This window comes from Paractinoplanes globisporus DSM 43857 (genome assembly GCF_000379645.1).
GTDB lineage: Bacteria > Actinomycetota > Actinomycetes > Mycobacteriales > Micromonosporaceae > Actinoplanes > Actinoplanes globisporus.
Genome location: NZ_KB903301.1, coordinates 23,911 through 48,195 on the forward strand (window position 1 = coordinate 23,911; position 24,285 = coordinate 48,195).

At 71.3% G+C, this 24,285-nt stretch carries 23 protein-coding genes; 6 read left to right on the forward strand and 17 right to left on the reverse strand.

Annotated features, from left to right (window positions below):
- Positions 1–24: 24 nt before the first annotated feature.
- From mmsB to A3CQ_RS0115455, 5 genes are all read right to left on the reverse strand, one after another.
- Positions 25–1,275 (reverse strand): multiple monosaccharide ABC transporter permease, encoded by a 1,251-nt coding sequence (mmsB, locus tag A3CQ_RS0115435; protein ID WP_020511840.1) that lies wholly within the window; start codon positions 1,273–1,275, stop codon positions 25–27.
- Entirely contained in the window at positions 1,272–2,804 is a 1,533-nt protein-coding gene (mmsA, locus tag A3CQ_RS0115440) for a multiple monosaccharide ABC transporter ATP-binding protein (protein ID WP_020511841.1), read from the reverse strand. Before mmsA ends, mmsB begins: the two co-directional genes overlap by 4 nt.
- Positions 2,804–3,931 carry a multiple monosaccharide ABC transporter substrate-binding protein gene (gene chvE / locus A3CQ_RS0115445; protein ID WP_026205732.1) on the reverse strand — a complete coding sequence of 376 codons (1,128 nt, stop codon included), beginning with the start codon at positions 3,929–3,931 and terminating at the stop codon, positions 2,804–2,806. The genes mmsA and chvE overlap by 1 nt, the downstream gene beginning before the upstream one ends.
- A 321-nt stretch (positions 3,932–4,252) precedes the next feature.
- Positions 4,253–5,698, reverse strand: a complete 1,446-nt coding sequence (locus tag A3CQ_RS0115450; RefSeq protein ID WP_020511843.1) for a fluoroquinolone export ABC transporter permease subunit — start codon at positions 5,696–5,698, stop codon at positions 4,253–4,255.
- A complete protein-coding gene (locus tag A3CQ_RS0115455) occupies positions 5,695–6,552 on the reverse strand; it encodes an ABC transporter ATP-binding protein (protein ID WP_020511844.1) in 858 nt (285 codons plus the stop codon). The genes A3CQ_RS0115450 and A3CQ_RS0115455 overlap by 4 nt, the downstream gene beginning before the upstream one ends.
- Before the next feature lie 38 nt (positions 6,553–6,590).
- Here A3CQ_RS0115455 and A3CQ_RS0115460 point away from each other — a divergent pair, with 38 nt between their 5' ends.
- Positions 6,591–7,178 carry a TetR/AcrR family transcriptional regulator gene (locus A3CQ_RS0115460; protein WP_020511845.1) on the forward strand — a complete coding sequence of 196 codons (588 nt, stop codon included), beginning with the start codon at positions 6,591–6,593 and terminating at the stop codon, positions 7,176–7,178.
- Here A3CQ_RS0115460 and A3CQ_RS0115465 read toward each other — a convergent pair.
- On the reverse strand, positions 7,150–7,890 hold the full coding sequence (locus A3CQ_RS0115465) for an AraC family transcriptional regulator (protein WP_020511846.1): 741 nt from the start codon (positions 7,888–7,890) through the stop codon (positions 7,150–7,152). The two genes, A3CQ_RS0115460 and A3CQ_RS0115465, sit on opposite strands and share 29 nt — an antisense overlap.
- Positions 7,891–7,943: 53 nt before the next feature.
- Here A3CQ_RS0115465 and A3CQ_RS53000 point away from each other — a divergent pair, with 53 nt between their 5' ends.
- Positions 7,944–9,131 (forward strand): MFS transporter, encoded by a 1,188-nt coding sequence (locus A3CQ_RS53000; RefSeq protein ID WP_020511847.1) that lies wholly within the window; start codon positions 7,944–7,946, stop codon positions 9,129–9,131.
- Here A3CQ_RS53000 and A3CQ_RS0115475 read toward each other — a convergent pair.
- The 4 genes from A3CQ_RS0115475 to A3CQ_RS0115490 all read right to left on the reverse strand — a co-directional run bounded on the left by A3CQ_RS0115475 (position 9,043) and on the right by A3CQ_RS0115490 (position 13,452).
- Positions 9,043–9,972, reverse strand: a complete 930-nt coding sequence (locus A3CQ_RS0115475; RefSeq protein ID WP_020511848.1) for an anti-sigma factor RsbA family regulatory protein — start codon at positions 9,970–9,972, stop codon at positions 9,043–9,045. The genes A3CQ_RS53000 and A3CQ_RS0115475 overlap by 89 nt on opposite strands.
- On the reverse strand, positions 9,969–10,817 hold the full coding sequence (locus A3CQ_RS0115480) for an MEDS and STAS domain-containing protein (protein WP_020511849.1): 849 nt from the start codon (positions 10,815–10,817) through the stop codon (positions 9,969–9,971). Before A3CQ_RS0115480 ends, A3CQ_RS0115475 begins: the two co-directional genes overlap by 4 nt.
- Before the next feature lie 68 nt (positions 10,818–10,885).
- Positions 10,886–12,328 (reverse strand): GGDEF domain-containing protein, encoded by a 1,443-nt coding sequence (locus tag A3CQ_RS53005; protein WP_051115256.1) that lies wholly within the window; start codon positions 12,326–12,328, stop codon positions 10,886–10,888.
- A 38-nt stretch (positions 12,329–12,366) separates the two neighbouring features.
- Positions 12,367–13,452 (reverse strand): LCP family protein, encoded by a 1,086-nt coding sequence (locus tag A3CQ_RS0115490; protein WP_020511851.1) that lies wholly within the window; start codon positions 13,450–13,452, stop codon positions 12,367–12,369.
- A 263-nt stretch (positions 13,453–13,715) separates the two neighbouring features.
- On the opposite strand from A3CQ_RS0115490, the gene A3CQ_RS53010 reads away from it, so the two are divergent.
- Both A3CQ_RS53010 and A3CQ_RS0115500 read left to right on the forward strand, forming a co-directional pair.
- Positions 13,716–14,714 carry a glycosyltransferase family 2 protein gene (locus A3CQ_RS53010; RefSeq protein WP_020511852.1) on the forward strand — a complete coding sequence of 333 codons (999 nt, stop codon included), beginning with the start codon at positions 13,716–13,718 and terminating at the stop codon, positions 14,712–14,714.
- The gene (locus A3CQ_RS0115500; RefSeq protein ID WP_020511853.1) at positions 14,704–15,819 is read left to right on the forward strand and encodes a glycosyltransferase; all 1,116 of its coding nucleotides are present in this window, start codon (positions 14,704–14,706) and stop codon (positions 15,817–15,819) included. Before A3CQ_RS53010 ends, A3CQ_RS0115500 begins: the two co-directional genes overlap by 11 nt.
- On the opposite strand, the gene A3CQ_RS0115505 is transcribed toward A3CQ_RS0115500, so the two are convergent.
- The 4 genes from A3CQ_RS0115505 to A3CQ_RS53015 all read right to left on the reverse strand — a co-directional run bounded on the left by A3CQ_RS0115505 (position 15,800) and on the right by A3CQ_RS53015 (position 18,873).
- Positions 15,800–17,278: a class I SAM-dependent methyltransferase gene (locus A3CQ_RS0115505; RefSeq protein WP_020511854.1), complete on the reverse strand. Its 1,479-nt coding sequence runs from the start codon at positions 17,276–17,278 to the stop codon at positions 15,800–15,802. The two genes, A3CQ_RS0115500 and A3CQ_RS0115505, sit on opposite strands and share 20 nt — an antisense overlap.
- Positions 17,275–18,135: a hypothetical protein gene (locus A3CQ_RS0115510; protein WP_020511855.1), complete on the reverse strand. Its 861-nt coding sequence runs from the start codon at positions 18,133–18,135 to the stop codon at positions 17,275–17,277. Before A3CQ_RS0115510 ends, A3CQ_RS0115505 begins: the two co-directional genes overlap by 4 nt.
- 62 nt (positions 18,136–18,197) lie before the next feature.
- A complete protein-coding gene (locus A3CQ_RS0115515) occupies positions 18,198–18,557 on the reverse strand; it encodes a VOC family protein (RefSeq protein WP_026205734.1) in 360 nt (119 codons plus the stop codon).
- On the reverse strand, positions 18,541–18,873 hold the full coding sequence (locus tag A3CQ_RS53015) for an ArsR/SmtB family transcription factor (protein WP_020511857.1): 333 nt from the start codon (positions 18,871–18,873) through the stop codon (positions 18,541–18,543). The genes A3CQ_RS0115515 and A3CQ_RS53015 overlap by 17 nt, the downstream gene beginning before the upstream one ends.
- 199 nt (positions 18,874–19,072) lie before the next feature.
- Here A3CQ_RS53015 and rho point away from each other — a divergent pair, with 199 nt between their 5' ends.
- Complete coding sequence (rho, locus tag A3CQ_RS0115525) at positions 19,073–20,224, forward strand: transcription termination factor Rho (RefSeq protein ID WP_020511858.1); 1,152 nt, start codon at positions 19,073–19,075, stop codon at positions 20,222–20,224.
- Between the two features lie 10 nt (positions 20,225–20,234).
- Positions 20,235–21,020 carry a serine hydrolase gene (locus A3CQ_RS53020; protein WP_020511859.1) on the forward strand — a complete coding sequence of 262 codons (786 nt, stop codon included), beginning with the start codon at positions 20,235–20,237 and terminating at the stop codon, positions 21,018–21,020.
- Here the strand turns inward: A3CQ_RS53020 and A3CQ_RS0115535 are convergent.
- From A3CQ_RS0115535 to A3CQ_RS0115545, 3 genes are all read right to left on the reverse strand, one after another.
- Positions 20,983–21,642, reverse strand: a complete 660-nt coding sequence (locus A3CQ_RS0115535) for a putative glycolipid-binding domain-containing protein (protein ID WP_020511860.1) — start codon at positions 21,640–21,642, stop codon at positions 20,983–20,985. The two genes, A3CQ_RS53020 and A3CQ_RS0115535, sit on opposite strands and share 38 nt — an antisense overlap.
- Before the next feature lie 53 nt (positions 21,643–21,695).
- Positions 21,696–22,232 (reverse strand): MarR family winged helix-turn-helix transcriptional regulator, encoded by a 537-nt coding sequence (locus A3CQ_RS0115540; RefSeq protein ID WP_245577241.1) that lies wholly within the window; start codon positions 22,230–22,232, stop codon positions 21,696–21,698.
- A 66-nt stretch (positions 22,233–22,298) separates the two neighbouring features.
- Complete coding sequence (locus A3CQ_RS0115545; protein WP_020511862.1) at positions 22,299–24,173, reverse strand: pectate lyase-like domain-containing protein; 1,875 nt, start codon at positions 24,171–24,173, stop codon at positions 22,299–22,301.
- Positions 24,174–24,285 lie beyond the last annotated feature (112 nt).

The following is a 24,285-nucleotide window of genomic DNA, read 5'->3' on the forward strand; positions in this document are numbered from 1 at the left end:
CGAAAAGGGCCCGGGCGTCAGGATTCAGCGCGACGCGCCCGCCCGCCGCTTGGTCCACACGTCGAAGGCCACGGCCGCCAGCAGAACCGCGCCCTTGACCAGCATGACCCGCTCGGACGGCGCCCCGATCAGGCTCATGCCGTTGTTGATCACACCCATGATCAGGCCACCGGTGATGGCGCCCACGACCTTGCCGACGCCGCCCTGGACCGCCGCGCCGCCGATGAAGGCGGCCGCGATCGCGTCCAGCTCGAACTGGTTGCCCGCGGTCGGGTTGGCCTGGTTGAGCCGCCCGGCGAAGATGATGCCGGCCAGGGCCGACAGCACGCCCATGTTCACGAAGATCCAGAAGATGATCGACTTGACCCTCACGCCGGAGAGCGTCGCGGCCTGCAGGTTGCCGCCGACGGCGTAGATCTGCCGGCCGAAGACGGACTTGTTGGCCATCAGCGAGTAGCCGAGCACGAGCCCGGCCAGCAGCACCAGCACCCACGGCAGGTTCCGGAACCGGGCCAGCTGCACGATCACGAACATGATGACGACCGCCGCCACCACGATCTTGGCGACGAACACCCAGACCGGCTCGACCGCCTGGCCGTAGCGGGCCCGGCCGGCGCGCGTGCGCCACTGGGTCACGATCAGGCCGGTCACCGCGACCAGCCCGATCAGCAGGCTGAACAGGTCGGCCCCGCCGAGGGCGCCGAGCCCGACGTTCCCGAGGTAGCCGTCGGTGAAGCCGTTGGACAGCGTGCGCACCGCGTCCGGGAACGGCCCGATGCCGCGGTTGCCGAGGATCGAGAGCGTGATCGCGCGGAACAACAGCATGCCGGCGAGCGTGACGATGAAGGCCGGGATCCCGAAGTACGCGACCCAGTAGCCCTGCCAGGCCCCGATCACCGCGCCGAACAACAGCGTGATGACCAGCGCGATCGGCCAGGCCATATGGTGTTCGACCATCAGAACGCCGGACACCGCGCCGCACGCCGCCACGATCGAGCCGACCGACAGGTCGATGTGGCCCGCGATGATCACCAGGATCATGCCGATCGCGAGGATCAGGATGTACGAGTTCTGCACGATGATGTTGCTGATGTTCTGCGGCGCCAGCATGTCACCGCCGGTCAGGATCGTGAACAGCAGCACGATCAGCGCGAACGCGATGTAGATGCCGCTCTGCCGCAGGTTGATCGAGAATCGGCGGCCGCTCGAGCCGGATTCCGCGGGCGAAGGGGAGGTGTCCACAGCGAGGTCGGCGTTGGTGGGTGCGAGGCTCACTTGCCTGCCTCCTGTCCGGCGGTCATGAGGGTCATGAGGCCCTCCTGGGTGGCCTCGGCGCGCGGCACCACACCGGTGATCCGCCCGGCCGAGAGCGTGTAGATGCGGTCGCACAACCCGAGCAGCTCGGGCAGCTCGCTGGAGATGACCAGCACCGCCTTGCCCTGGTCGGCGAGGCGATTGATGATCGTGTAGATCTCGTACTTGGCACCGACGTCGATGCCGCGGGTGGGCTCGTCGAGGATCAGCACGTCCGGATCCGTGAAGATCCATTTGGACAGGACGACCTTCTGCTGGTTGCCGCCGGAGAGCTTGCCGGCGATGCTCGAGACGCTGGGCGCCTTGATGTTCATCGACGTGCGGTATCCGTCGGCGACCCGGTACTCCTCGTTGTCGTCGACCCAGCCCCCGCGCGCGAGCCGCCCGAGGGCCGCCGCGGAGATGTTCCGCTTGATGTCCTCGATCAGGTTCAGGCCGTACCGCTTGCGGTCCTCCGTCGCGTACGCGATGCCGTGTCTGATCGCGTCACGCACGGACCGCAGGCGAATCTCCTTGCCGTCCTTGAAGATCTTCCCGCTGATGTTCGCGCCGTAGGCGCGGCCGAAGACGCTCATGGCCAGCTCGGTCCGGCCGGCGCCCATCAGCCCGGCGAGTCCGACGATCTCGCCCCGATTCAGCGTCAGCGACGCCTTGTCCACCAGCAGCCGGCCGTGCTGCGTCGGGCTGTGCACGGTCCAGTCCTCGATCCGGAAGATCTCCTCGCCCACGGACGGCGAATGCGGCGGGAACCGATGATTGAGGTCCCGCCCGACCATGCCCGAAATGATTTTGTCCTCGGTCAGGTCGGACACCGGCGTCGTCGAAATGGTCCTACCGTCGCGGAGGATCGTCACGGTGTCGGCGATCGCCAGGACCTCGTTCAGCTTGTGCGAGATGATCACGCAGGTGATGCCCTCCTCGCGCAGGCCGCGCAGCAGGTCGAGCAGGTGCGCCGAGTCCTCGTCGTTGAGCGCCGCGGTCGGCTCGTCGAGGATCAGCAGCCGCACCTCCTTGGAGAGCGCCTTCGCGATCTCGACCAGCTGCTGCTTGCCGACGCCGAGGTCGAGCACCTGGGTGACCGGGTTCTCGTCCAGACCGACGCGGCGCAGCAGTTCGGCCGCCGCCGCGTTGGTCTTGTTCCAGTCGATGAAGCCCCGCGTCGCCTGCTCGTTGCCGAGGAAGATGTTCTCGGCGATCGACAGGTTGGACGCGAGCGCCAGCTCCTGGTGGATGATCACGATGCCGCGGTGCTCGCTGTCGCGGATGCCGCCGAACCGGCAGGGCTCACCCTCGAAGGTGATGTCACCCTCGTAGTCGCCGTACGGGTAGACGCCGGAAAGCACCTTCATGAGGGTGGACTTCCCGGCGCCGTTCTCCCCGCAGATCGCGTGGATCTCGCCGCGGAGCACCGCCAAGTTCACGTCCGACAGGGCCTTGACCCCGGGGAACGTCTTGGTGATGCCCCGCATCGAGAGAATGGTGTCCGACATCAGCCGAGCTGAGCCTCGGTGTAGTAGCCGGTGTCGACGAGTTCCTTCTTGTAGTTCGTCTTGTCGACGATGACCGACTGCAGCAGCATCGACGGAACGACCTTGACGCCGTTGTCGTAGTCGGTGGTGTTGTTGGTCTGCGGCGTCTGGCCCTTGAGCACGGCGTCGGCCATCTCGACGGTGGTCTTCGCCAGCTGGCGGGTGTCCTTGTAGATCGTCGAGTACTGCTCACCGCCGATGATCGACTTGACGCTCGCGAGCTCGGCGTCCTGGCCGGTGACGACCGGGTACTTCTGGGCGGACGTGCCGTAGCCATTGCTCTTCAGGGCGGACAGGATGCCGATCGACAGGCCGTCGTAGGGCGACAGCACGCCGTCGACCTTGGCGCCGCTCTTGTACGTGGAGGTCAGCAGGTCCTCCATGCGCTTCTGGGCGGTCGCCGGGTCCCACCGCAGGATCGCAACGGTCTTGAAGTCGGTCTGCTTGCTCTTCACCACGATCGTGCCGCTGTCGATGTACGGCTTCAGGACCGTCATCGCGCCGTTGAAGAAGAAGGTGGCGTTGTTGTCGTCCGGCGAGCCGGCGAACAGCTCCACGTTGAACGGGCCCTTCGCGCTGCCCTTCGAACCATCGGCGTTGAGAACCTTCAGACCGGTCAGCAGCGAGGTGGCCTGCTGCACGCCGACCTTCGCGTTGTCGAAGGTGGCGTAGTAGTCCACGTTCGGGCTGTTGCGGATCAGGCGGTCGTACGCGATGACCGGAATCTTGTTGGCCTTCGCGTTCTCCAGCTGGGTGGTGATCGCGGTGCCGTCGATCGACGCGATGATCAGCAGCTTGGCGCCCTTGGTGATCTGGTTGTCCAGCTGCTGGGTCTGCGTCGGGATGTCGTTCTCGGCGTACTGAAGGTCTACCTGGTAGCCCAATGCCTCGAGCTGCTTCTTCAGGTTGTCACCGTCGGAGATCCACCGCTCGGAGGACTTCGTCGGCATCGTGACGCCGATCAGGGCGCCCTTGGTGTCACCGCCGGAAGCCTGCTTGTCAGCGGTCTTCTCGCTGGAACCACAGGCCGCGAGTGCGGCGGAAAGGACGACGGCGGAGGCCACGGCCCCCATCCGGGAAAATCTCATTGCGCTTAACTCCTTCATCGGGGGCAGCGGCGTGGCGTCGAGTGTGAACGCTAACAACGACCGTGTCAACGGTTCCGGCAACGTCGGCGACATGTTGAGGAAACTTGATTCCTAATCGTTGCCGAGGCTGCTAGAGGCCGAATTGTTATCGATAACAGACGGTGTTCATCAACGCAGCCATCCGAGACGGGCGACGTGGAAACCGGGCTGCATACGCGTTCGCCCGGCGGTCGGCCCCAGGAGATGCCGCACCCGCCGCCGGACCGTGCGTAACGACGTCCCCCGATGTCTCGCGATCATGGGCGGCCGGCGCCACGTTCGCTACGCGAGCCTCTGGAAGGCTCGGCGGGTCAAGGGGATCAGCCACGCGGCCAGACAGACCAGGCCGGCGAGCAGGCCGGCCGGGTCGGGGCCGGACCAGCTTCGGACTATCCAATACGTGGGCAGCGGCGCCAGCAGGAGCGCGGCCGGGCCGGTGAGCCACCAGGCGGCGACCGGGAGGTAGACCGGCAGCGCCAGCAGCTTGTCGGCGGTCACGCCCTGGACCCGGGTGCGGGCCGTGGCGAGCGTGGCGACCGTGACCAGCGGGCCCAGGGGCACGGCCAGCAGCAGCAGCGCGGCGGTGGCCGAGGCGGGCACCAGGCCGGAGAGCGGGGCGGCGATCGCCAAGCCGACCGCGCTCAGCAGGGTGACGGCCGTCAGGCGGTAGGCGAGGTAGCGCGCCACCCCCAGCGGGGAGACCCGCACGACCGCCAGGGTGCCCTCCTCGAGGTCGTCCAGGACGATCAGCGCGGCCGTCATGCCGAACGAGACCGGGACGTGGACCGCCACCGCGAGTATTGCCAGCGCGGACGCGTACGGGCCCAGGTCGAGGCCGCGCGAGTCGAGCAGCCAGGCGGCCAGGGGTGGATAGCCCAGGCGCAGCGCCAGCGCCAGCAGCAGCGGGCTCAGCGCGACCGCGGCCAGCATCGAGTCGCGGGTGATGTTACGGAGGTCGGCGCGGGGAAACACCAGCCAGCGCGGGCGCTCCGGCAGCGGGCGCGCGCGCGACCCGGATCGGCCCGGCGCGACCTCGTGCCCGGCCCGGAGTCGCCGGACGGCGTAGCCCGCCGCGAGGACGGCCCACAACGCCACGTAGGCGGCGACCGGGCCGGCGGCGAACAGGGAATCGCCGCGTAGGAGTGCCAGCACCCCGGTTGTCGGCACGGCGTACCACCATGGGCCGGGCAGCAGGCCGAGCGAGACCGCGAGCGGCACCACCAGGAGCAGCGCCACCGGGACGACCAGCGCCACCATGAAGTCCACGAACTCGTCCCGGCTCGCGGCGACGCCCACGGCGACGGCCAGCAGGAGCAGGGTGCACAGGACGACCGCGGGCAGCGCGGCGCCGAGCCGGCCGGACAGCCCACCGGCGACCAGGACCGGCACGGCGCTCGCCGCGGTGAGCACGCCGAGCGGAGCCAGCCGGGCGGCGAGACGCTCCCACGGCCGGGCCGGCGTGACACCGAGCGCGGCGGAGGCGCCGGTGGCCCGCTCGGTGACGGTCAGCGCGCCGGCGAACAGAGTGCCGACCGTCATCACCTCCACGAACAGCAGGTAGGGACTCGCGACCCGGGCGACCGCCCCGGGCAGCAGCGCGAGCAGGACCGACCAGCAGGCGGCGAGCCCGAGCACCGCCACCGGGACGCCCTGCCGCCACTGGATCCGCGACTCCAGCGCGGACAGGGCCGCGAGCCGCGACGGGGCGACGGCGAGGTGCGCGGTCACGCCGCCACGTCCTGGGTGACCGCGATGAAGACGTCGCTGAGGGCGGCCTCGCGAGTGTGCACAGTCTGGACCCGCCCGGAGGCGAGCAGCGCGAGCAGGCCGGGGTCGTCGGCCGCGGGGAACTCGGCGCGGCTCAGGCCACCGTCCGATGTGTACTCGACCGCGACCGAGCGGCGGCCGTACGCGAGGCGCAGGTTGCGCGGGCTGTCGAGGGCGACGATCGCCCCGTCGCGCATGAAGGCGACCCGGCCGCACAGCTCCTCGACCGCCGGCATGTCGTGGGTGGTGAGGAAGACCGTGCGGCCGGCGCGGGCCTGCTCGCGGATCACCGCCCGCACCGCGGCGGCGTTGGCCGGGTCGAGACCGGAGGTCGGCTCGTCGAGGAACAGCACGTCCGGCCGGTGCAGGATGGCGCGGGCCAGGTTGAGCCGCATCTTCATGCCCTTGGAGAGGGCCGACGCGCGCCGGTCGGCCGCCTCGGTGAGCCCGACCGCCGCCAGGACCGCGCCGGGCGAGGAGACCGGTCCACGATGGAGCGCGGCGAAGGCGGCCAGGTTCTCCCGGGCGGTGAGCTTCGGAAAGTACGCCGGCAGCTCGAACCCGACGCCGATCCGCGAATACAGCGAGCGGCCCCACGCCGCGACCGGCACGCCGAGCACCTCGGCGACGCCGGTGAAGGCGCGATGCTGGCCGGTCAGCACGCGCTGGGTGGTGGACTTGCCGGCGCCGTTGGGACCGAGCAGGCCGAACACCTCGCCGGCGGCGACCGTGAAGCCGATGCCGGACACCGCGTCACGCGCGGCGCCCGGATAGCGCACCCGGAGTCCCTCGACCCGGATCACCGATTTTTGCATCACGATGCAACTTTACATCGAAGTGTAAGATCAGCGCCATGGGTCTGCGGGAGGAGAAGAAGGCACGGACGCGGGCCGCGCTCGTCGGCGCCGCGTCGCGCCTGTTCGCCGAGAAGGGGTACGACGGCACGACCGTCGCCGACATCGCCGCCGCGGCGGGCGTCTCGACGCGCACGTTCTTCGGGTATTTCCGCGCCAAGGAGGACGTGCTGTTCGCCGGCACCGACGCGCGGCTGGCGGCGATGGCCGAGGCGTTCGGCGAGGTGCGGCCGGAGAGCCCGCTCGCGGCCGTGCACCAGATCGTCGAGCGGGTCCTCGCCGCCTCGGACGACCTGGCCGACACCCGGCGGATGGCCGTCATGCTGGCCCGCCCCGAGCTGCGCGCGCAGGCCATGGAGCGCCTGATCGCCGCCCAGCGGCTCATCGCCGAGTGGCTGCGGCGCGGCTACCCCGACCGCCTGGACGACACGAGAGCCGGCGCGGCCGCCGGTGCCCTCGTCGGCGCCCTGGTCGGCGCGATCTTGTCACCCGGCAGATCCGATAAGGACGTAAAGATCGGGCAAGCGCTTACGCTCGTCGTGGACGGGCTCAAAACCCTCAACTCGCCAGGTAACGCCCCGGAGTAGTCCCGTACGAGGCGCGAAAAGCTTCGATGAACGCGCTCGGACTCCGATACCCGCAATCCGCCGCCACCCGCGTGACCGGCAGCCCGGTGGCCAGCAGCTTGAGCGCGTGATGCAGCCGCAACTGCCCCCGCCACTGCGGAAACGTGATACCGGTCTGCTCCCGGAACAGTCGCGACAGCGTGCGCTCGGCCGCCCCGACCTGCCGTCCGAGCTCCCGGAGCGTACGGGAATCGGCGGGGTCGAGAGCGAGCGCGTCACACAGAGCAACCAAACGCGGGTCGGAGGGCGCCGGCAGGCAGAGCGGGAGCGCCTCGACCGCCCGCAGCTCGCACAACACCACCCGCGAAAGGTGGTACCGATGCTCCTCGGTCAGCGCGCCGCCGCCGGACAGCGCTCGGATCACCTCGCGCAGCAGCGGGCTGACCGCCAGCACGGTCGGTGACGAGGCGGCGAGGGGGTTCACCGGCACGTCGAAGATCAGGGACCGCAGCTCGGTCGGCCCGTGCGCGCGATGCGAATGCGCGACCCCGGCCGGGATCCACACCGCTCGATTCGGCGGCACCACCCACGCCCCGTGGCTGGTCGAAACCTCCAAGACACCACGCAGGGGGTACGCGAGCTGGTGCACCGCATGGTCGTGCCACTCGATCCGCTCGCGGTGTGCGAGCGGCCGGATGGTGGGACTGACCAGGGTTCGGCGGATTACCGACATAATCCGGCAGAATATCGGAAGCCCGCTCCCGGGAAAGAAGCAAGGCTGCGGGCATGAGCAAAAGGATCTGGCTGTGGGGCACCGCCCACGCCGTCGACGACCTGTACCAGGGTCTCGTCCCGGCGACGCTGCCCTACTTCGTCCTCGACCACCGCTACAGCTACGTGGCCGCCTCCGGCCTCACCCTCGCCGCGGCCCTCGGCAGCTCGGTGCCGCAGCCGTTCGTCGGTGTGCTGGTGGACCGGTTCCGGCTCGGCTGGCTGGCCGCGGCCGGTGTCGCCCTGGCCGGCATCGGGCTCGGGCTCTCCGGCCTGGCCGCCGGCGCGTACCCCCTGGTGTGGACGTTGATCCTGCTCTCGGGCCTGGGCGTGGCGATGTTCCACCCGGCGGCGGGCAAGGCGGCCCGCGAGGTGGCCGGCGAGAGCACCACGGCGATGAGCATCTTCGCGGCCGGCGGCAGCGTCGGCTTCTTCCTGGCCCCGGTGCTGGCCACTCCGGCCCTGGTCGCGTGGGGCGTGCCGGCCACCGCGCTGTTCCTGCCGCCGGCCGTGCTGATCGCCCTCGTGCTGCTGCGCAACCACGGCCGCCGCTCTTTTTCACAAGCGAGGAGAACCGGCCCCGACCAGTGGCGTCCGTTCCTGGCGCTCACCGGCGTCGAGGTCGTGCGCTCGGCCGCGTTCTTCGGGATCAACACGTTCATCGAGCTCTACTGGATCCGCCACCTGCACGCCTCGCGCGGCCTGGCCGGCGCGGCGCTCGCCGTGTTCCTCGTCGGCGGGGTCGCCGGCACGCTGGCCGGCGGCCGGATCGCCGACCGGATCGGCACGGTCCGCACCGTCCAGGTGGGCGCGCTGGCCGCGGTGCCGCTGCTGATCGCGCTGCGGCTGACCGGCGGCACGGTCGCGCCGCTGGTGTTCGCCGCGCTGGCCGGGGCGGCGCTGAACGTCCCGTTCGCGGTGCTGGTCAAGCTCGGCCAGGACTACCTGCCGGGCCGGCCGGGCACGGCGGCCGGCGTCACGCTCGGCCTCGGCGTGAGCATCGGTGGCCTGTTCGCGCCGCTGCTCGGCCTGGCCGCCCAGCACTACGGGCCGCAGGGCGTCTTCGCGATCCTCTGCGCGGCACCGCTCGTCGCCTGGGCACTGGGCCTGATGCTCACCGATCCGCGGCCACCCACATATGCACCCGCACACATGTCCCGCCCGGACCCGAGCGCATCCGCACCAGGTCGCACAGCTGGTTGACGAGCAGCAGGCCGCGCCCGCACGGGCTCAGCGGGGGTGGCAGCCGGCGGCCGGCCAGCGGGTCGGCGATGTGACCGCGGTCCTCGACCTGGCAGGCGAGCACTCCCGCCTCGACCCAGATCGTGACCAGGCCCGGGCCTCCGGCGTGCCTGATGGTGTTGGTCACCAGCTCGTGCACGGCCAGCACCAGCTCGTCGACCCGCTCGGCGGGCAGGACCGCGGCCGCGCGCCGGCGGATGAACCGCCGTACCACGGCGAGGTCGGCCAGCCCCGAATAGCGCAGCGACACGGCGTCCCCGGCCGGCGGTGGCAGCGGCAGGTTGACCGCTTCCGCCGTGAGCAGCGGGTCGTCGTACTCGCCGCTGGCGATCCGGGAACCCTCGTCGATCATCGTGGGGTGGGTGCGCCACGCGTCGGCGACCACCGCCCGGTCGAGGCGGGCCGTGTCGTACGGGCAGAGCACGGACGCGTCGCGCCCCTCGAAGGCCGTATTGATCAGCGCCTCGTGCTGCGTGCAGGCCGTCCGCTCGGAGGGGGTGCGGCCCGGCCAGACCGGCTCGCCGATGATCGACACGTGCCGGTCGCGGTGCGCCTCGGCGAACGGCAGCAGCACCGCCGGCAGGATCCGCCCGGGGTTGCGGCCGCTCTCGGCCATGTCGGCGAACTCGACGCAGCCGCCGACGCCGCCGAGCGCACCGCGCAGGAGTGTCAGGTTCCCCGCGGGGACGGCGACGAGAACGGAATCGCCGGCCTCGACCGCGGTGCGGATGAACGGCACCGTGGTCGCGAGGTATTCGTCGGTGTCGCGATAGAGCAGCGCCGGATGATCGAACCTGGTCATCTGAACTCCATCGCCAGGCCGGGTATCCGGCAGGCGCCGTGGAATTCGAGGAGTTTGCGCAGCGACGGCGAGATGCCGGCCAGCCGCACCGGGCCGCGCGCGGCTGCGTCGACGAGGATGCGGGCCGCCGCGGTGTCGACGAACGTGAGCTCGGTGACGTCGATCGTCGCGGCCGGCTCGTGGTCGAAGAGGTGGTCGATCACGGCACGCAGCGCGTCCCGGTTGGACAGGTCGACCTCCCCGGCGAGCCGCACGCCGTACGGGTCGCGGGTGCGCCGCGCGCGCAGCGACGACTCCGGCTCGAACGGCGACCGGAAGGCGGCGGCGCCCGGATGCGCCCAGCCGAGCCGCCGCAGGTGCAGCGGGTCGAAGCGGCGCCGATCGTACGCGCACACGCCGGCCACGTAGCCCTCCATGAAGATCGCGTTGGCGTGCGCCTCGTACCACGGCAGGCGCTCGACGCCGGGGACCTTGCGGCTCGCCCAGGTCATGTCGCCGATCACGCGGATGCCGGCGTAGCCCACCCCCCGGGCCTCGTCGATCGCGGCGCGCCAGAGCTTCATGGTGGCCTCCGGGTCGAAGACGCCACCGGCGAGATAGCTCGACTCGGGCGTGATGACGCGCAGCTGGCCGTCGTCGAGAGCGGCGCGGGTGCCGACCCCGTGGCGCTCGAGCCCGGCGAGCACGTCCCCGGGGTCGTCGCCACAGTAGACGACCCGGTGACGGGCCTCGAGGCCCGCGCGCACGAACCCGGCGATCGCCTCCAGCCGGGTGGCGTCGTCATCGACAGTCCAGCAGACGTGGTCGCCGAGAGCGACCTTGTCCAGGAGCGGTAACCCGCCCACGGTCCTCCCCATTCACGGCGGGTGGTGGGGGTGCGGATTCACCGTACCCACAGCGCTGTGCGACGGCGCTACCCCGCGAGAGTGACATTTTTGGCGAGGAGCACGCGGTCGCGGCCGGCCGCCTTCGCCTGGTACAGCGCCTCGTCGGCGCGGCGGACGAGCTCGTCGGCCGGCTCCGTGCCGTCCCACTCGGCGAGCCCGGCCGAGAACGTCTGGCCGCGCGGGGTGGCCGGCCGCAACCGGGAGACGATGGTGAGGGCCTCCTCGGCCGGCAGACCGGCGATGACCACGCCGAACTCCTCGCCGCCGTACCGGGCGAGCACGTCCGGATCGCGCAGCAGCGCTCGCCACGTGGCCGCCGCCTCCTTGAGCAGCAGATCACCGGCCTGGTGGCCGTACGCGTCATTGAATCGCTTGAAGAAATCGAGGTCGAGGAGTCCGGCCACCACCGGTTCGCCGGAGCGGCGGGCCCGGGCCAGCTCGCGGGACAGCGCCTCGTCCCACGACCGGCGGTTCGGCACGCCGGTGAGCCCGTCGAGATGAGCGAGCTGGTCGAGCTGCCGCGCCTGCCCCTGCACCCGGTCGAGCAGCAGCTTCATCCGGGCCACCACCAGCAGGAACAGGACGGTGCTCCCGGCCGCCACGGCCAGCCAGTCGATCTCGCGCCGGTCCCGGAGGCCCTGCACGGCCAGCACCACCGGCGCCAGCAGCGACGCGGCCGCCAGCAGGGTGAGCCGCGGCGTGGAGAGCACCCCGGCGTCGCGGTGCGGGCCCGGCTCGCCGATCCGCGCGGCCGACGGGTGCAGCACCGCCGCCGTGGTGAGCAGGTAGGTGAGGATCCAGCCCCCGTCCAGCCAGGGGAAGTCGGCGCCGGTGATCGAGGTGGCGCTGAACGCGACGTCGGAGACCAGCCGGGTCACCTGCGCGACGATCAGCATCAGCGTCGCGAACGGCAGCCGGCGCGCGCCCGGCGTCATGACCAGCCGGGCGGTCATCACGACCAGAAGCACATCGAAGATCGGGTACGCGAGGGAGACGAGCTGGTCACCGAGGCCCTGATGGTCCATCGCGCTGATCGGCCGGATCACGAACGTCCAGGCGGGCAGCGCGAGCGCGGTCGAGATGATCGCCGCGTCGACCAGCCCCACGCGGTCGCGTCCCCGGGTGCGACCGCGCACGAGCAGGCCGAGCCCGCCCACCGTCACCGGGTAGGAGAGCAGATAGAAGATGTCGGCGACGCTCGGGTACGCGTCGACGTGCGCCACGTTGAGCAGATAGTCGTACACGAGGTCGCCCACCACCGACGCGGCGTTGCCGGCCGCCAGCAGCCACCACATGCGCGGGTTCGGCGGCCGCAGCCGGCGGATCGCCACCATCATCACCAGGCAGGCGATCGCGCCGACGCCCTCGAAGCCGATCCCGGCGATGAGGGACCCGCTGGGCAGCCATGGGTAGCACAGGGCCACCGGCACGCTCAGCGCGAGCCACCAGGACCACGCGCGCCTCGGCATGCCGGGGATATCGGCAGGCCGCGCACCCGGTTAAGAGATCACGTCCTGGACACCCAGGTCGGGTGGGACGCGGCGAATTGTCCGACCGTGTCGTCCTTCGCCGCCTGGAGCAGCTCGAGGCTGTCGGGGCTGAGGATCTCCACGTCGCCGATGCCCGCGACCTTGTCCGGGTTGAACTTCCCCTCGTTCGTCTTGATCGTCACCAGGTCGTTCGGGTTGATCCCCTTCATCGCGAAGACCCAGTCCTCGAGCGAGATCCCGCCGGAGTCGACGGTCATCGTCGAGCCGATCGCCTTGATCAGGCCGGGCAGCTTCGTCGGCGAGGAGAGCCCGTCCTTCACCGCCTGGTTGATGATCGCCTTGAAGAACTGCTGCTGGTGACGCTGCCGCCCGTAGTCGAAGTCGTTGTTGGCCAGCAGGTCGCGCTGGCGGACGAAGTCGAGCGCCTCGCCCGGGGTGAAGCAGTGATCGCCCTTCTTGTACAGCTTCGGGGTCACGCCCTTGATCTTCGACTTCAGCGTGCCGTCCTTGTTGATCACGTACGGCTTCGCGGCCTTGCCGGTCTCGTTGTCGGTGCCGACGTGGATCGAGGTGGTGTCCTCGTCGACGTACATGCAGACCTTGCCGAGCACGTTCACCACGTTGCGGAAGCCCGCGAAATCGATGATCGCGCCGGCGTCCGGGGTGATCCCGGTCAGCTCCTTGACGGTCAGCGAGAGCAGCTCGAAGCCGTGCGACAGCGCCGCCGGCCCGGTCAGTCCCCGGCTGCCGAAGAAGAACGCCGAGTTGATCTTGTTCTTGCCGCCCGCGTATCTCTGCGCGCCGTTGTCGTACTCGGGGATCGGCACGTAGCTGTCCCGGGGCAGCGAGATCATGTAGCCCGAGTCGTGATCGGACGCGATGTGCAGCAGGATGATCGAGTCCGACCGGGTGCCGGCGGTGGGCAGCGCGTCCTTGCGCGCGTCGATGCCGACCAGCAGCACGTTCTTCGCCCCGGTGACCGACGCGTGCCTGACCTGGTCGCCGGCCGCACCGATCAGGCTCTGCTGCGCCACCGAGCGGGTCGCCGCGCCCACGGTCGCCTGGATCGCCGCCGCCGAGCCGCCGCCGGCGATCGCCAGCAACGCACCGAGGGTGATGCACCAGCGGGCCCAACGTGGTCCGCGTCCACGACGACGGGCTCTCCTTCTCAAGATCATCTCCCTCACTACGCGACTGGCTTCCGTGACTAACACGGATAAAAGGGCTTTCGGGATCGGCCGGAGCCGGAGTGAGTTCCGTGATTCCGGTCGCTTCGTCCCTCCGCAGCCCGCTGTTAACCCGCCGTCCGCCTACCGGCCCTATCGTCCGACCGGCCTCTCCATCCCCCTCGCGTTAGCAGGTCTCCATGTCGACACCGCCGGACGTCAGCGTCGTGATCCCGACGCTCAACCGCCCGGAACTGGCCGTTCGAGCCGTCCGCAGCGCCCTCGACCAGACGCACCGCGAGCTCGAGGTGATCGTGGTGGTCGACGGCCCCGACCCCGCCACCGAGGCGGCCCTCGCGCAGGTCGGCGACGACCGGCTGCGGGTGCTCGTGCTCGCCGAGCGCGGCAAGGCGCCGAACGCGCGCAACCAGGGCGCCCTCGCCGCCCGCGGCAAATGGACCGCCCTGCTCGACGACGACGACGAGTGGCTGCCCACCAAGATCGAGGCTCAGCTCCGGCTCGCCGCCACGGCCACCCGGCCGTCCCCGGTCGTGGCCACCCGCATGATCAGCCGCACGCCGCGCGCCGACAACGTCATGCCGCGCCGCCTGCCCGCCCCCGGCGAGCCGCTCAGCGAGTACTTCACGGTCCGCCGCGGCCTGTTCTACGGCGACGGCTTCATCCAGACCTCCACGATCATGGCGCCGACCGAGCTGCTCCGGCGGGTGCCCTTCACCGTGGGACTGCGGCGCCAGCAGGAGCTCGACTGGGCCCTGCGGGCCGTCCGGGAAAAAGACGTCGAGCTGCTGTACGCCGACGAGCCGCTCGTGCTGTGGCACCAGGACGAGGACCGGGACCGGATCAGCCTGCAGAACCCGTGGGAGGAACAGCTCGCCTGGCAGCGGGCCAACCGCGAACTGTTCACGCCCCGCGCGTACGCTGCGTACACGATGAGTGTGCTCAGCTCGATGGCCGCGCCCACCCGCAGCGGCAAGGTCTTCCGCGAGCTGCTGTCGGAGGCGCGCACGCACGGCCGCCCCGGCCCGCTCGACTACGTGACCTTCCTGCAGATCTGGACCCTCCCGCCGGCGCTGCGGGCCCGCCTGCGCGACCTGATCGTGGGCCGCCGCGCCTCGGCATCGTCGCCGGCGTCATCGTCGGCGGAGACCGAGAGTCCGGGCAAGGTCGATGCCCGCTGAGCCCCGGGTCGTCATCTGGCGCAGCGCGATGCTCGGCGGCTCCGAGACCTTCATCCGCAACCAGGGCGAGGCGCTCAGCCGCTGGCAGCCGGTCTACGCCGGGGCGACCAAGGTCGAGTCGGCCGTGTCCCGCGACACCGACCTCATCGCGTACCCGTCCCCGGACGACCGCAACGCGTTCCTCCGCCTGCGGCTGACCGGCAGCTCTCCGCGCCTGCGCCGGCTGCTCGCCGATGCGGCGCCGCGCCTGGTCCACGCCCACTTCGCCGGCGACGGCTGGCTGGTCAGCGGCGAGGCCCGGCGCCTGGGCATCCCGTTGATCGTCACCGCGCACGGCCACGACGTGACCCGCCAGCCGGCCAGCTCCGGCGCGCACGGCATCCGGTACCGCCGCAACCTGCGGACGGTCTTCGACCGCGCGGCCGTGATCATCGCGGTCTCCGACGTGATCCGCTCGAAGGCGATCGGGTGGGGCGCCGACCCCGCCAAGGTACGCGTCCACTACAGCGGCGTCCCGATCCCGCCGCCCCCAGCGCCCGTCGCCAAGCTCTGGGACGTCGCCTTTGTCGGGCGCTTCGTCGAGAAGAAGGGCGCCGACGACCTGCTGGCCGCGCTCGCGACTCTTCAGCCCAGTCGGCCGCGGGCGGTATTCATCGGCGCCGGGCCGATGCTTCCCAGCATGCGGGCGTACGCGCGCGAGCTCGGCGTCGATGCGACCTTCCTGGGGGTGCAGCCGCCCGACGAGGTGCGCCGGGTGCTGCTGGCCTCCCGCCTGCTGGCCGCGCCGTCGCGCACCGCGAAGGACGGCGACACCGAGGGCCTGCCGACGACGGTGATGGAGGCCGCCGCGCTGGGCCTGCCGGTCGTCTCCACCCACCACAGCGGCATCCCCGAGGCGGTCGACGACGGCGAGACCGGCCTGCTCTCCCCCGAGGGCGACCGCCCGGCGCTGGCCGCCAACCTGTCCCGTCTGCTCGCCGACGAGGCGCTCCGCGAGAAGCTCGGCGGCCGGGCCCGCGAGCTGATGATCGCGAAGTTCGACCTGCGGACCCAGACCGCCCGCCTCGAGGAGATCTACGACGAGGTCAGTCGCGCGGGCGCTTGACCACGGAGCGCATCGCGCGGCGGCCCGCCTTCAGGCCGCCGACCAGGGTGGTCGCCGCCTTGCCGGGAACAGTCGCGGAGAGCAAGGCGTTCATCTGACGTACCCGCTTGAGCTCGGCGTCCCGGCTCGCGATCGTGCGCTCGTAGAACTCGTGCTTGGCCCGCGCGTCGGCCAGCTCCTGCTCCAGCCGATCCCGGGCGACCATCAGCTCGCGGACACTCCCCGCGCCCGGCCGCGCCCCGGCCGGGTCGCCGGCGGGCACGCTGTGCGGGTCGAGTTCCCGCCCGGCCATGCCCGCAAGCAGCGCGGTCAGCTCGGCCTCGTCGGCCGGGCTGGGCCACAGGTGGGCGTAACCGCCGCCGATCAGCGTGGCCGCGAGCCGCCGCAGCGCCTCGACCGGCGGGGCCGGCGAGGCCGGCGAGGCCGGCGCGGTGAGACCGTGGCAGGCGCCGGCCGCGTCGACGACGACCTGACCGGCGGGCACCCCGGCGGCCGGGCCGTCCTGCCAGGCGGTGAGCAGCTCGCGCACGACCGGCATCGCCCGGCGCCCGCAGGCGTCCAGCACGAGGTCCTCGAGCGTGCGCCCGATCGGGATCGGGGTCCCGTCCCCCCGCACCCAGGCGCCCCCGTCGAGGCGCAGCTCGCCGTTCGCGGTCAGCGCGGCGGGGCCGGCCGCGATGTCACCGGCGAGCAGGATCCAGGCGGGCGCGAGCGAGGCCGCGAGCCCGTGCCGCAGCGCCCCGGTGACGAGGCGGTCCGGGTCGGCGAGCAACTGCGGCGCCGGGCGCGCGCCGGCCAGCGTCGCCGCGAGGTAGCCGCGCAGGCCGGGGTCGGCCAGCACCTCGGCGCCGAGCAGGGCGGCCGGTGTTCCCGGAGTCGGATAGGCCGCGTACTCCCGGACCACCGGGACACCCGCGGCGGCCAGGCGGGAGTGCAGGTCGGCCGGGCCGGACGGACCGTCGGGGGCGACCCAGTCGGTGTCGGCCGGCGCCGGCGGCAGCGCCAGCAGGCGGTGCAGGCCGAACGGGTTCTCCACGCCGAGAAGCAGCCGGCCGCCCGGCCGGAGCACGGCGAGGAGCTGGCCGAGCATCTCGTCCCAGCTCAGGTCGGGCGCCTCGGGCGTGCACAGCCGCCCGAGCCCGTCGAGCGCGATCACCGTGTCATAGGCCGGGGCCGCCGCCAGCTTCTCCAGGCTGCCGCAGCAGACCGCGACCCCGGGTCGGGCGGAGTACCGGGCGGCGAGGGCCTCGGCGTCGGCCACGCCGCGTACCAGCACCGTGACCTGGTCGGCCGGGACGGCGTCGATCAGGGCCGGGTCGTGCGGCCCGGCGACCAGCGTGCGGCCGCCGGTTCCGGCCGGCAACGGCAGCAGCGCCGGGCCACCCGCGGGCAGCGGGCCGTGGGTGCCGGACAGGTCGGACCACTGCAGCATCTCGCCGCCGATCAGCTGGACGGTCATCGGGTCAGCACTCCGGTCAGTTCGGCGTCCTCGACGCTTCTGGGCATCGGCCAGCCGAGCAGCCGGCGCAGCTCGGGCGGGGTGAGCAGCCGGTCGGCGCCGAGCTCGTCGACCGCTATCCGCCGGGCCGGCGCCGGGTCGACGTGGGGGCCGTGCAGGCCGGCCCACTCGCGCAGGATCCGCTCCTGCCCGCCGAACGCCGACTTCTCCCGCTCGAGGTGCATCGGGTCACCGTAGACGGCGGGCTCACACCCGGCGAGGGCGCCGTAGAAGACCGCGCTGCACAGCCGGTTGGACGCGACGCGGGCGTGTTTGCGCAGCTCACCCAGCTGCCGGTAGAGGAATCCCGGATCGAGGTCCTTCCACCAGCCGCCGCGGTAGCCGTGGCAGATCACCCGGAACCCGGCCCGCTCGTACCGCTGGCGTACCCGCTTGTCCCGGTACTCCTGCCAGTACAGGCAGACGGTCACCGGGCCCGCCTCGGTGCGCCGGATCTCGGCCATCAGCCCGTCGTGGTCGCCCACCACGTGCTGGCCCTCCCAGCCGTGGAACGGGTACCAGATCGTGCCCTCGCGCTTCTCCGAAGGCGAGATCGGCTCCATCGTGAGCAGGTAGGCGAACGGCGAGCCGACCACGTACAGCTGGCGGCGGCCCAGCGACCAGGCCCGGCGCCGCGTGCGCTCGGACCACAGGAAGGACGGCACGCCGGGCACGTACTCGTGGTCGGGGGCGAGACCGTCCCCGATGTTCCACCCGTGCTGGAGGTAACCGTGCAGGCGCGGCGGGTCGGTGTCGTCCAGCCCGCAGTAACGGGCGAGCACGTGGGAGTGCCCGTAGTAGTGGTTCGCGTGATGCACAACCCATCCCACCCGTACGAGGAGAAGCTCCGGCGAACAGCATGTGTCCCGAGGCTGAACGATCACGCCCCCGGGTCGTACATGTGCACGCCGACCAGCACGCCGGCCGGATCGGTCAGGTAGGCCCCGCGGCCGACCCCGCCGATCGCGAACGGCGGCACGACGACCGTACCGCCGTGCTCGGCGACCGCGGCCAGCACGGCGTCGAGATCGGGCACGCGGATCACCGGGATCGCCCGCGGCTGCCCGTCACGCGCGGGCAGCAGCCCGGTGTCGATGCCGGGCGCGTCGCCGTGCGGGGCCACGAGATAGTCGGGCGCGGCGAACGGCTGCGGGTCCCACCCGAACACCTTCCGGAAGAAGCCCGTGCTCGCCTCGAGGTCGGGCGACTGCACTTCGACATAGCTAACGGGCCTGCTCACGCGGGCCTCCCTCACTGGTGACGGTCCTGGTCAAGGTGGGTGCGGAGGTCCAGGTCCGGATGAGCGTACGGATCCAGTGCTCGGCCTCGGCCAGCCCGGTGGCGCTCAGTGCGTGCCAGTGCTGCCGGCCGCGCACGGTGGTCTCCATCAGCCCCGCCGCCGACAGCACACGCAGGTGCTGCGAGGTGGCCGGCCGGCTTATCGGCAGCAGGTCGGCGAGCTGCCCGCTGGTGGCCGGCCCGTGCGCGAGGCGCTGCAGGAGCGCCCGGCGGGACGGGTCGGCCAGCGCGGCGAGCGTGGCGCTGAGGTGGGTCACCGGGAAAGTGTAAGCTAGAGCTTACACATTTCCTACCGCCGATCGGCTGTGCTACCTTTGCCGCAGTTGGACCGCGTGTGCTGGCGCGAAGCCCCCGCTGGTCCTGGCCGATGTTCTGGATACCGGCCGCGTTTTCTTTCACCCACACCGCTGACGTACGCCCGTACCCGGCGACGAGCGGTTTCTGAGGAGTCCCTCGATGACAACTGTTGCTACCCGTACACCCAAATCACCCACCACGGAGCCTGCCGACGTCGCCGTCGACGCGCTCCTCGACATCGTCGACGACCGGGCCTGGCTGCGAGCCGACGGCTATCTGCCGGGGCCGGACGACATCCCGGTCAGTCAGCATCACGTGCGCCAGCTCGGGCTGCGCCGGGGCGACCGGGTCACCGGCTTCGCCCAGATCCCGGCGGGCGGCCGTAAGCCGGCCACGCTGCAGGTGGAGGCCGTCAACGGGCGGCCGCCGCGGCGGAACCGGCCCGACTTCTACGAGCTGACCGCGCTCTACCCGCAGGAGCGCCTGCGCCTGGAGACCGACCCCACGCTGCTCGAGACCCGGGTCATCGACCTGGTCATGCCGATCGGCAAGGGGCAGCGGGCGCTGATCGTCGCCCCGCCGATGGCCGGCAAGACGATCGTGCTGCAGCAGATCGCCAACGCGATCGCGCGCAACAACCCCGAGTGCCACCTCATGGTCGTCCTCATCGACGAGCGGCCCGAGGAGGTCACCGACATGCAGCGCTCGGTCAAGGGCGAGGTGATCGCCGCGACCTTCGACCGGCCGCCGCAGGAGCACACCGCGCTGGCCGAGCTCGCCATCGAGCAGGCCAAGCGCCGGGCCGAGGTGGGCGAGGACGTGGTCGTGCTGCTCGACTCGCTGACCCGGCTGGGTCGCGCCTACAACCTCGTCGCGCCGGGCCGCGGCCGTACGCTGTCGGGCGGTCTGGATTCTGCCGCCCTGTATCCGCCGAAGCGGTTCCTCGGCGCGGCCCGCAACATCGAGGGCGGCGGCTCGCTGACCATCATCGCGACCGCGCTGGTCGAGACCGGCTCGGCCATGGACACGGTGATCTTCGAGGAGTACAAGAGCACCGGCAACGCCGAGCTCAAGCTGGACCGGTCGCTCGCCGAGGCCCGCATCTACCCGGCCATCGACATCGCCTCGACCGGCACCCGGCACGACGAGACCGTGGTGGGCCGGGCCGAGCTGGCCGTGCTCGCCCAGATCCGCCGTGCGCTCGGCGGCCAGGACCGCCGCGACGCCATGCGCCAGCTCATCGAGCAGCTGCGCACCACCGGCAGCAATGCCGAGTTCCTGCGCCGCGTCGCCCTGTCGCTGCAACAGTGACAATGGCGGGGTGCAGCCCATCGTCGACGAGATAGTCGCGGCCACCCCCCACGTGCGCTGGTCGATCGTGGCCGGCGACGCCACGCACGAGCCGGATCTTCGTCTTCGGACCGCCAGCGTCGGCAAGCTCCTGCTGCTGGCCGAGACCGCCCGGCGGATCACCGCCGGCGAGCTCGATCCCGGCGAGGTCCTCCCCCGCGACCCACGCCTCGCGGTCGCGGATTCCGGCCTCTGGCAGCACCTTTCCGTCGCCGAGCTGCCGATCGCCGACCTGGCCGTGCTGATCGCGGCGGTCAGCGACAACTATGCGACCAACGTGCTGCTCGAGCGGATCGGGCTGGCGAGCGTGGCGATCCTGACCGGGCACCTCGGCCTGCGGCACACCGCATTGCACGATCGCGTACGCGACGACCGCGGCCCGCAGCACCCGGTGACGCTCTCGACCGGCTGCGCGTCCGAACTGGCCGGCATGATGGGCCGGCTCTCCCGCCGCGAGCTCGTCGACCCCGCCACGGATGACGTCCTGGACGGATGGCTGGCGACGAGCACGGACCTGTCGATGGTCGCCGCGGCGTTCCACGACGATCCGCTGGCGCACGCCGACGGCGTACGCAACAAGACCGGAACCGCCGACGGAATCCGCGCCGACGCGGGCTATCGCGGCGGCGTGAGCTATGCCGTACTGGCGAACTGGGATCCGGGCGAGGGCGACGCCACCGCCGAGGTGCTGACCGGCATGCGGGCGATCGGCGCCGCGATCAGTGTGCGATCCGCAGACGGCCCGCCTGGTACGTGACGATGCCCTCGGCGTCCAGGTCGTAGGAGACGGCCGGGCCGTCGCCGGTGGCCCGCAGCCTGGTCTCGCTGACCCGGTGGAGGGACGCCTCGCCCGGGACGACGGTCAGCCACGGCATCCGCACCCGGATCGCCGGCGTGGTGACCGCGCCCGACTCCGGGCTCAGCCGCAGCATGCGCATCGCCCAGGTCAGGAAGATCGGCGAGTCGGCGAGCAGCAGCACCGCGCCACCGTCGAGCCGCGCGGGGTCGTCGAGACCGGCGGGCGGCGCGTCGACCGGGCCGGACTCCTCGGCGCCGCAGGTCCACACCGCGTCGGGGGTACGGGAGAGCGCGAGGTTGCGCCGCCAGCCGCTGCCCTCGGTCGTGATCGTCAGAGCCCGCACCCGCCACGCGCCGTCGAGGTCGGCATGCCAGCGGGACGTGTACGGCTGATGGCCGCCCACGACGACGGCGCCGGTGACGACGCCGGGCGCCACGCCGTCCCGCAGGACGAGCTCGGTGCCGACCGTGCCGGTCCGCTGCCAGACGAGCGGGCCGTAAGTGCGCGCCGCCGCCACCCGGCGCTGGGTGGTGGCCATTCCCGTGGTCATCTGCTCGGCCGCCTCAGAGTTGGGGTGCATTCCCCAACCATTGCACCATGCAACCTTTGCCGCCAGGTTGCCGCGCGACAAACTCAGGCGTCTTGCTCGGGGTCATCGGCGTGCTGCCGCCAGCCGAGCCACCACTCCTGCTCGGGCATCTCGCCGGCGGCGGCCGCGAACGCGGTCAGCGCCTCGGTCACGGCCGGCCGCCAGACCCCGGCCGTCGCGGCGACGATCCGCTCGAGCTCGGCCCGCCGGCGGGCCATCACCCGCTCGACGATGTCGTGCCCCTCCCGGGTCAGCCGCAGGCGCACCACCCGCCGGTCGTCGGTCGAGCGGACCCGCCGCACCAGCCCCTTGGCCGCGAGCCGGTCGGTCATCCGCGTGCCGGTCGAGGGGTTGACCTGCAGCTCCTCGGCGATGTCGGCGCTGCGCAGGGTGCCCCGGACGGCGAGCACCACGAGCGCCCGGAACTGCGGGAGCGTCACGTCGGCCTCGACGGCGGCGAGGGCGCGCACGGTCAGCCCGACGAAGGCCCGGCTGGCCAGCATCAGCGCCTGGACGGCCGGTTCCGGGCCGGCGTTCTCCGGACCGGCCCTGTCCGGGCCGGCGGACGGCAAAGCTTGCACAGGGACATCTTTGCACCACGGCCGGGACCGTCGAAACGGTCCCGGCCGCGTCGGCGCGTTCGGGGATCAGGGCGCCGGGTAGTCGGTCACGAAGACCGGGACGCCGATCTTTGTCGTGTCGGCCGCCTCGCCCACGCCGTTGACGACGTGGTCGATGACGCCGGCCGAGAGATTGACGGTCATGATGTGGTGCAGCTTCACGCCGGGACGGTTCGGAACCTCGAAGCCGTTCTCGGTGTGAATCGACGGGTTGTTCTGGTTGAACACGTAGACACCCGCGCCGTACAGGTTGTGGGTCTTGACCTTGTCGCCCACCTTGTAGCCCGGGTAGCCGTTCTCGGTGCCGTTCATCCAGTCCGCCTGCGTCGGCGGGTCGTACGGCAGCTCGTTCTGGTAGAGCACCGTCGTGCCGCCGTTGCCGTTCCAGGTCGTGTTGAACTTCTGGAAGTGCTCGACGAACAGGCCCGTCGCGGTCACGTTGTCACCGTTGATCACGGCGCCGTAGCGGCCAGTGTTGGTGTTCCACCGCTCGGTGTCGCCACCGGTGAAGCCCTCGATGCCGTGGTCGGCACGCCACACCCAGGTGTGGTCGATGAGGACGTTGTCGCTGTTGACCTCGAGCGCGGTGTCGGTCTTGCCGACGTGCGGGCCGCCGACGCGGAAGTACACGTCGGACAGCGTGGTCGGGTTGCTCGGCGAGCTGAAGTTCAGCCCGTTCTTGTTGCCGACCTGCAGCAGCGTCTTCGACTCCTTGGTGCCGGCGTCGATGGTCACGCCCGCGACGATCGCGCCGGGCACGTCGGCCACCTTCAGCGGCGTGGCGCCGTTGACCGCGGTGAGCGTGGCGTGACCGACGCCGAGCACGACCTGGTTCGGCCAGAGCACGTTGATGCTCTGCCCGATGTTGTAGACGCCGGGCGTGAGCAGCAGGTTCTTACCGAGCAACAGGTTCGCGTTGATCAGCCACACCGGGTCGGACGGCTTCGCGATGAAGAAGTCGTTGAGCGACACGGTACGACCGGGGGTGATCCCGTTCGCCCAGGAGACACCGCTGGTGTTCTTCTGCGCCGACGGGACGCGGACATTCCATTTGCCCTTGGCGTCGACGAAAAGGTACGGCTTCTCCCGGCTGACCGGGGTGGTGGCCAGGGTGGTGTACGGCGGGTTCGGGAACGCCGACTCGTCGGGCGCGCCCTCGACGCCGGCGAACACCTGGTTCCACACCGCGTTCGTCCAGCTGTCCACCTTGCTGTTGCGGGTGAGCCACTGCTGCTGCGAGCCGTTGAGCACGGTCGGGAAGCGGGAGTCCGCGATGAAGCCGCCGCTGGCGTACTGCGGTCCGGCGGTGCAGTAGTCCATCAGCGAGAACGTGCCGCCGGTGACATCCAGCCGGCGCAGCGAGACCGCCTGCGAGACCGCCCAGAAGTTGGTGTTGCCCGCGCGGCAGCCCTGCTGTCCGGTGCCGTTGATGTGCAGCGACAGGTTGGACAGCGTGCGCCAGAAGTTGACCAGAGCGAGGCAGTTGCTGGTGCCGTTGTCGGCGAGGCAGCGGTTGTACACCTCGATCTTGCCGTTGATCACCACGTCGTCGGGGCTCGCGCCCAGGCCGGCGACCTCGGTGTAGTAGCCGATCTTGAACTGGAGCGGCTTGGCGTCCGTGCCGTAGGTGCCCGGCTTGAAGAAGAACGCGTACCGATCCGTGCTCATCTCGGCGTCGGTCTGCTTCGTGGCCGCGGCGTCGAGCGCCGCCTGGATCTGCTCCACCGGCATGCTCGGGTCGAAGATGGTCACGTTGCTGCCGAAGTCCGGCCCGGGGGCCGGTTTGTTGGTGTGTGCCTGCGCGGCCGTGCCGCTGAGCGTGCCGACGGTCACCACCGCCAGTCCTATCGCGAAGAGCCGCCCGAACTGCCGGCGGACTCGCCGCCCGGCGCCTGTGGTCATGCTGGAGGGGTCCTTCCGTCATGTACCTGAAACAACACTGATCACAGATGGCAATAGACGGGCGGGCATGTCAAGGCGGCCGACTTCGGCATTCGCACAGGCTTCGGACATC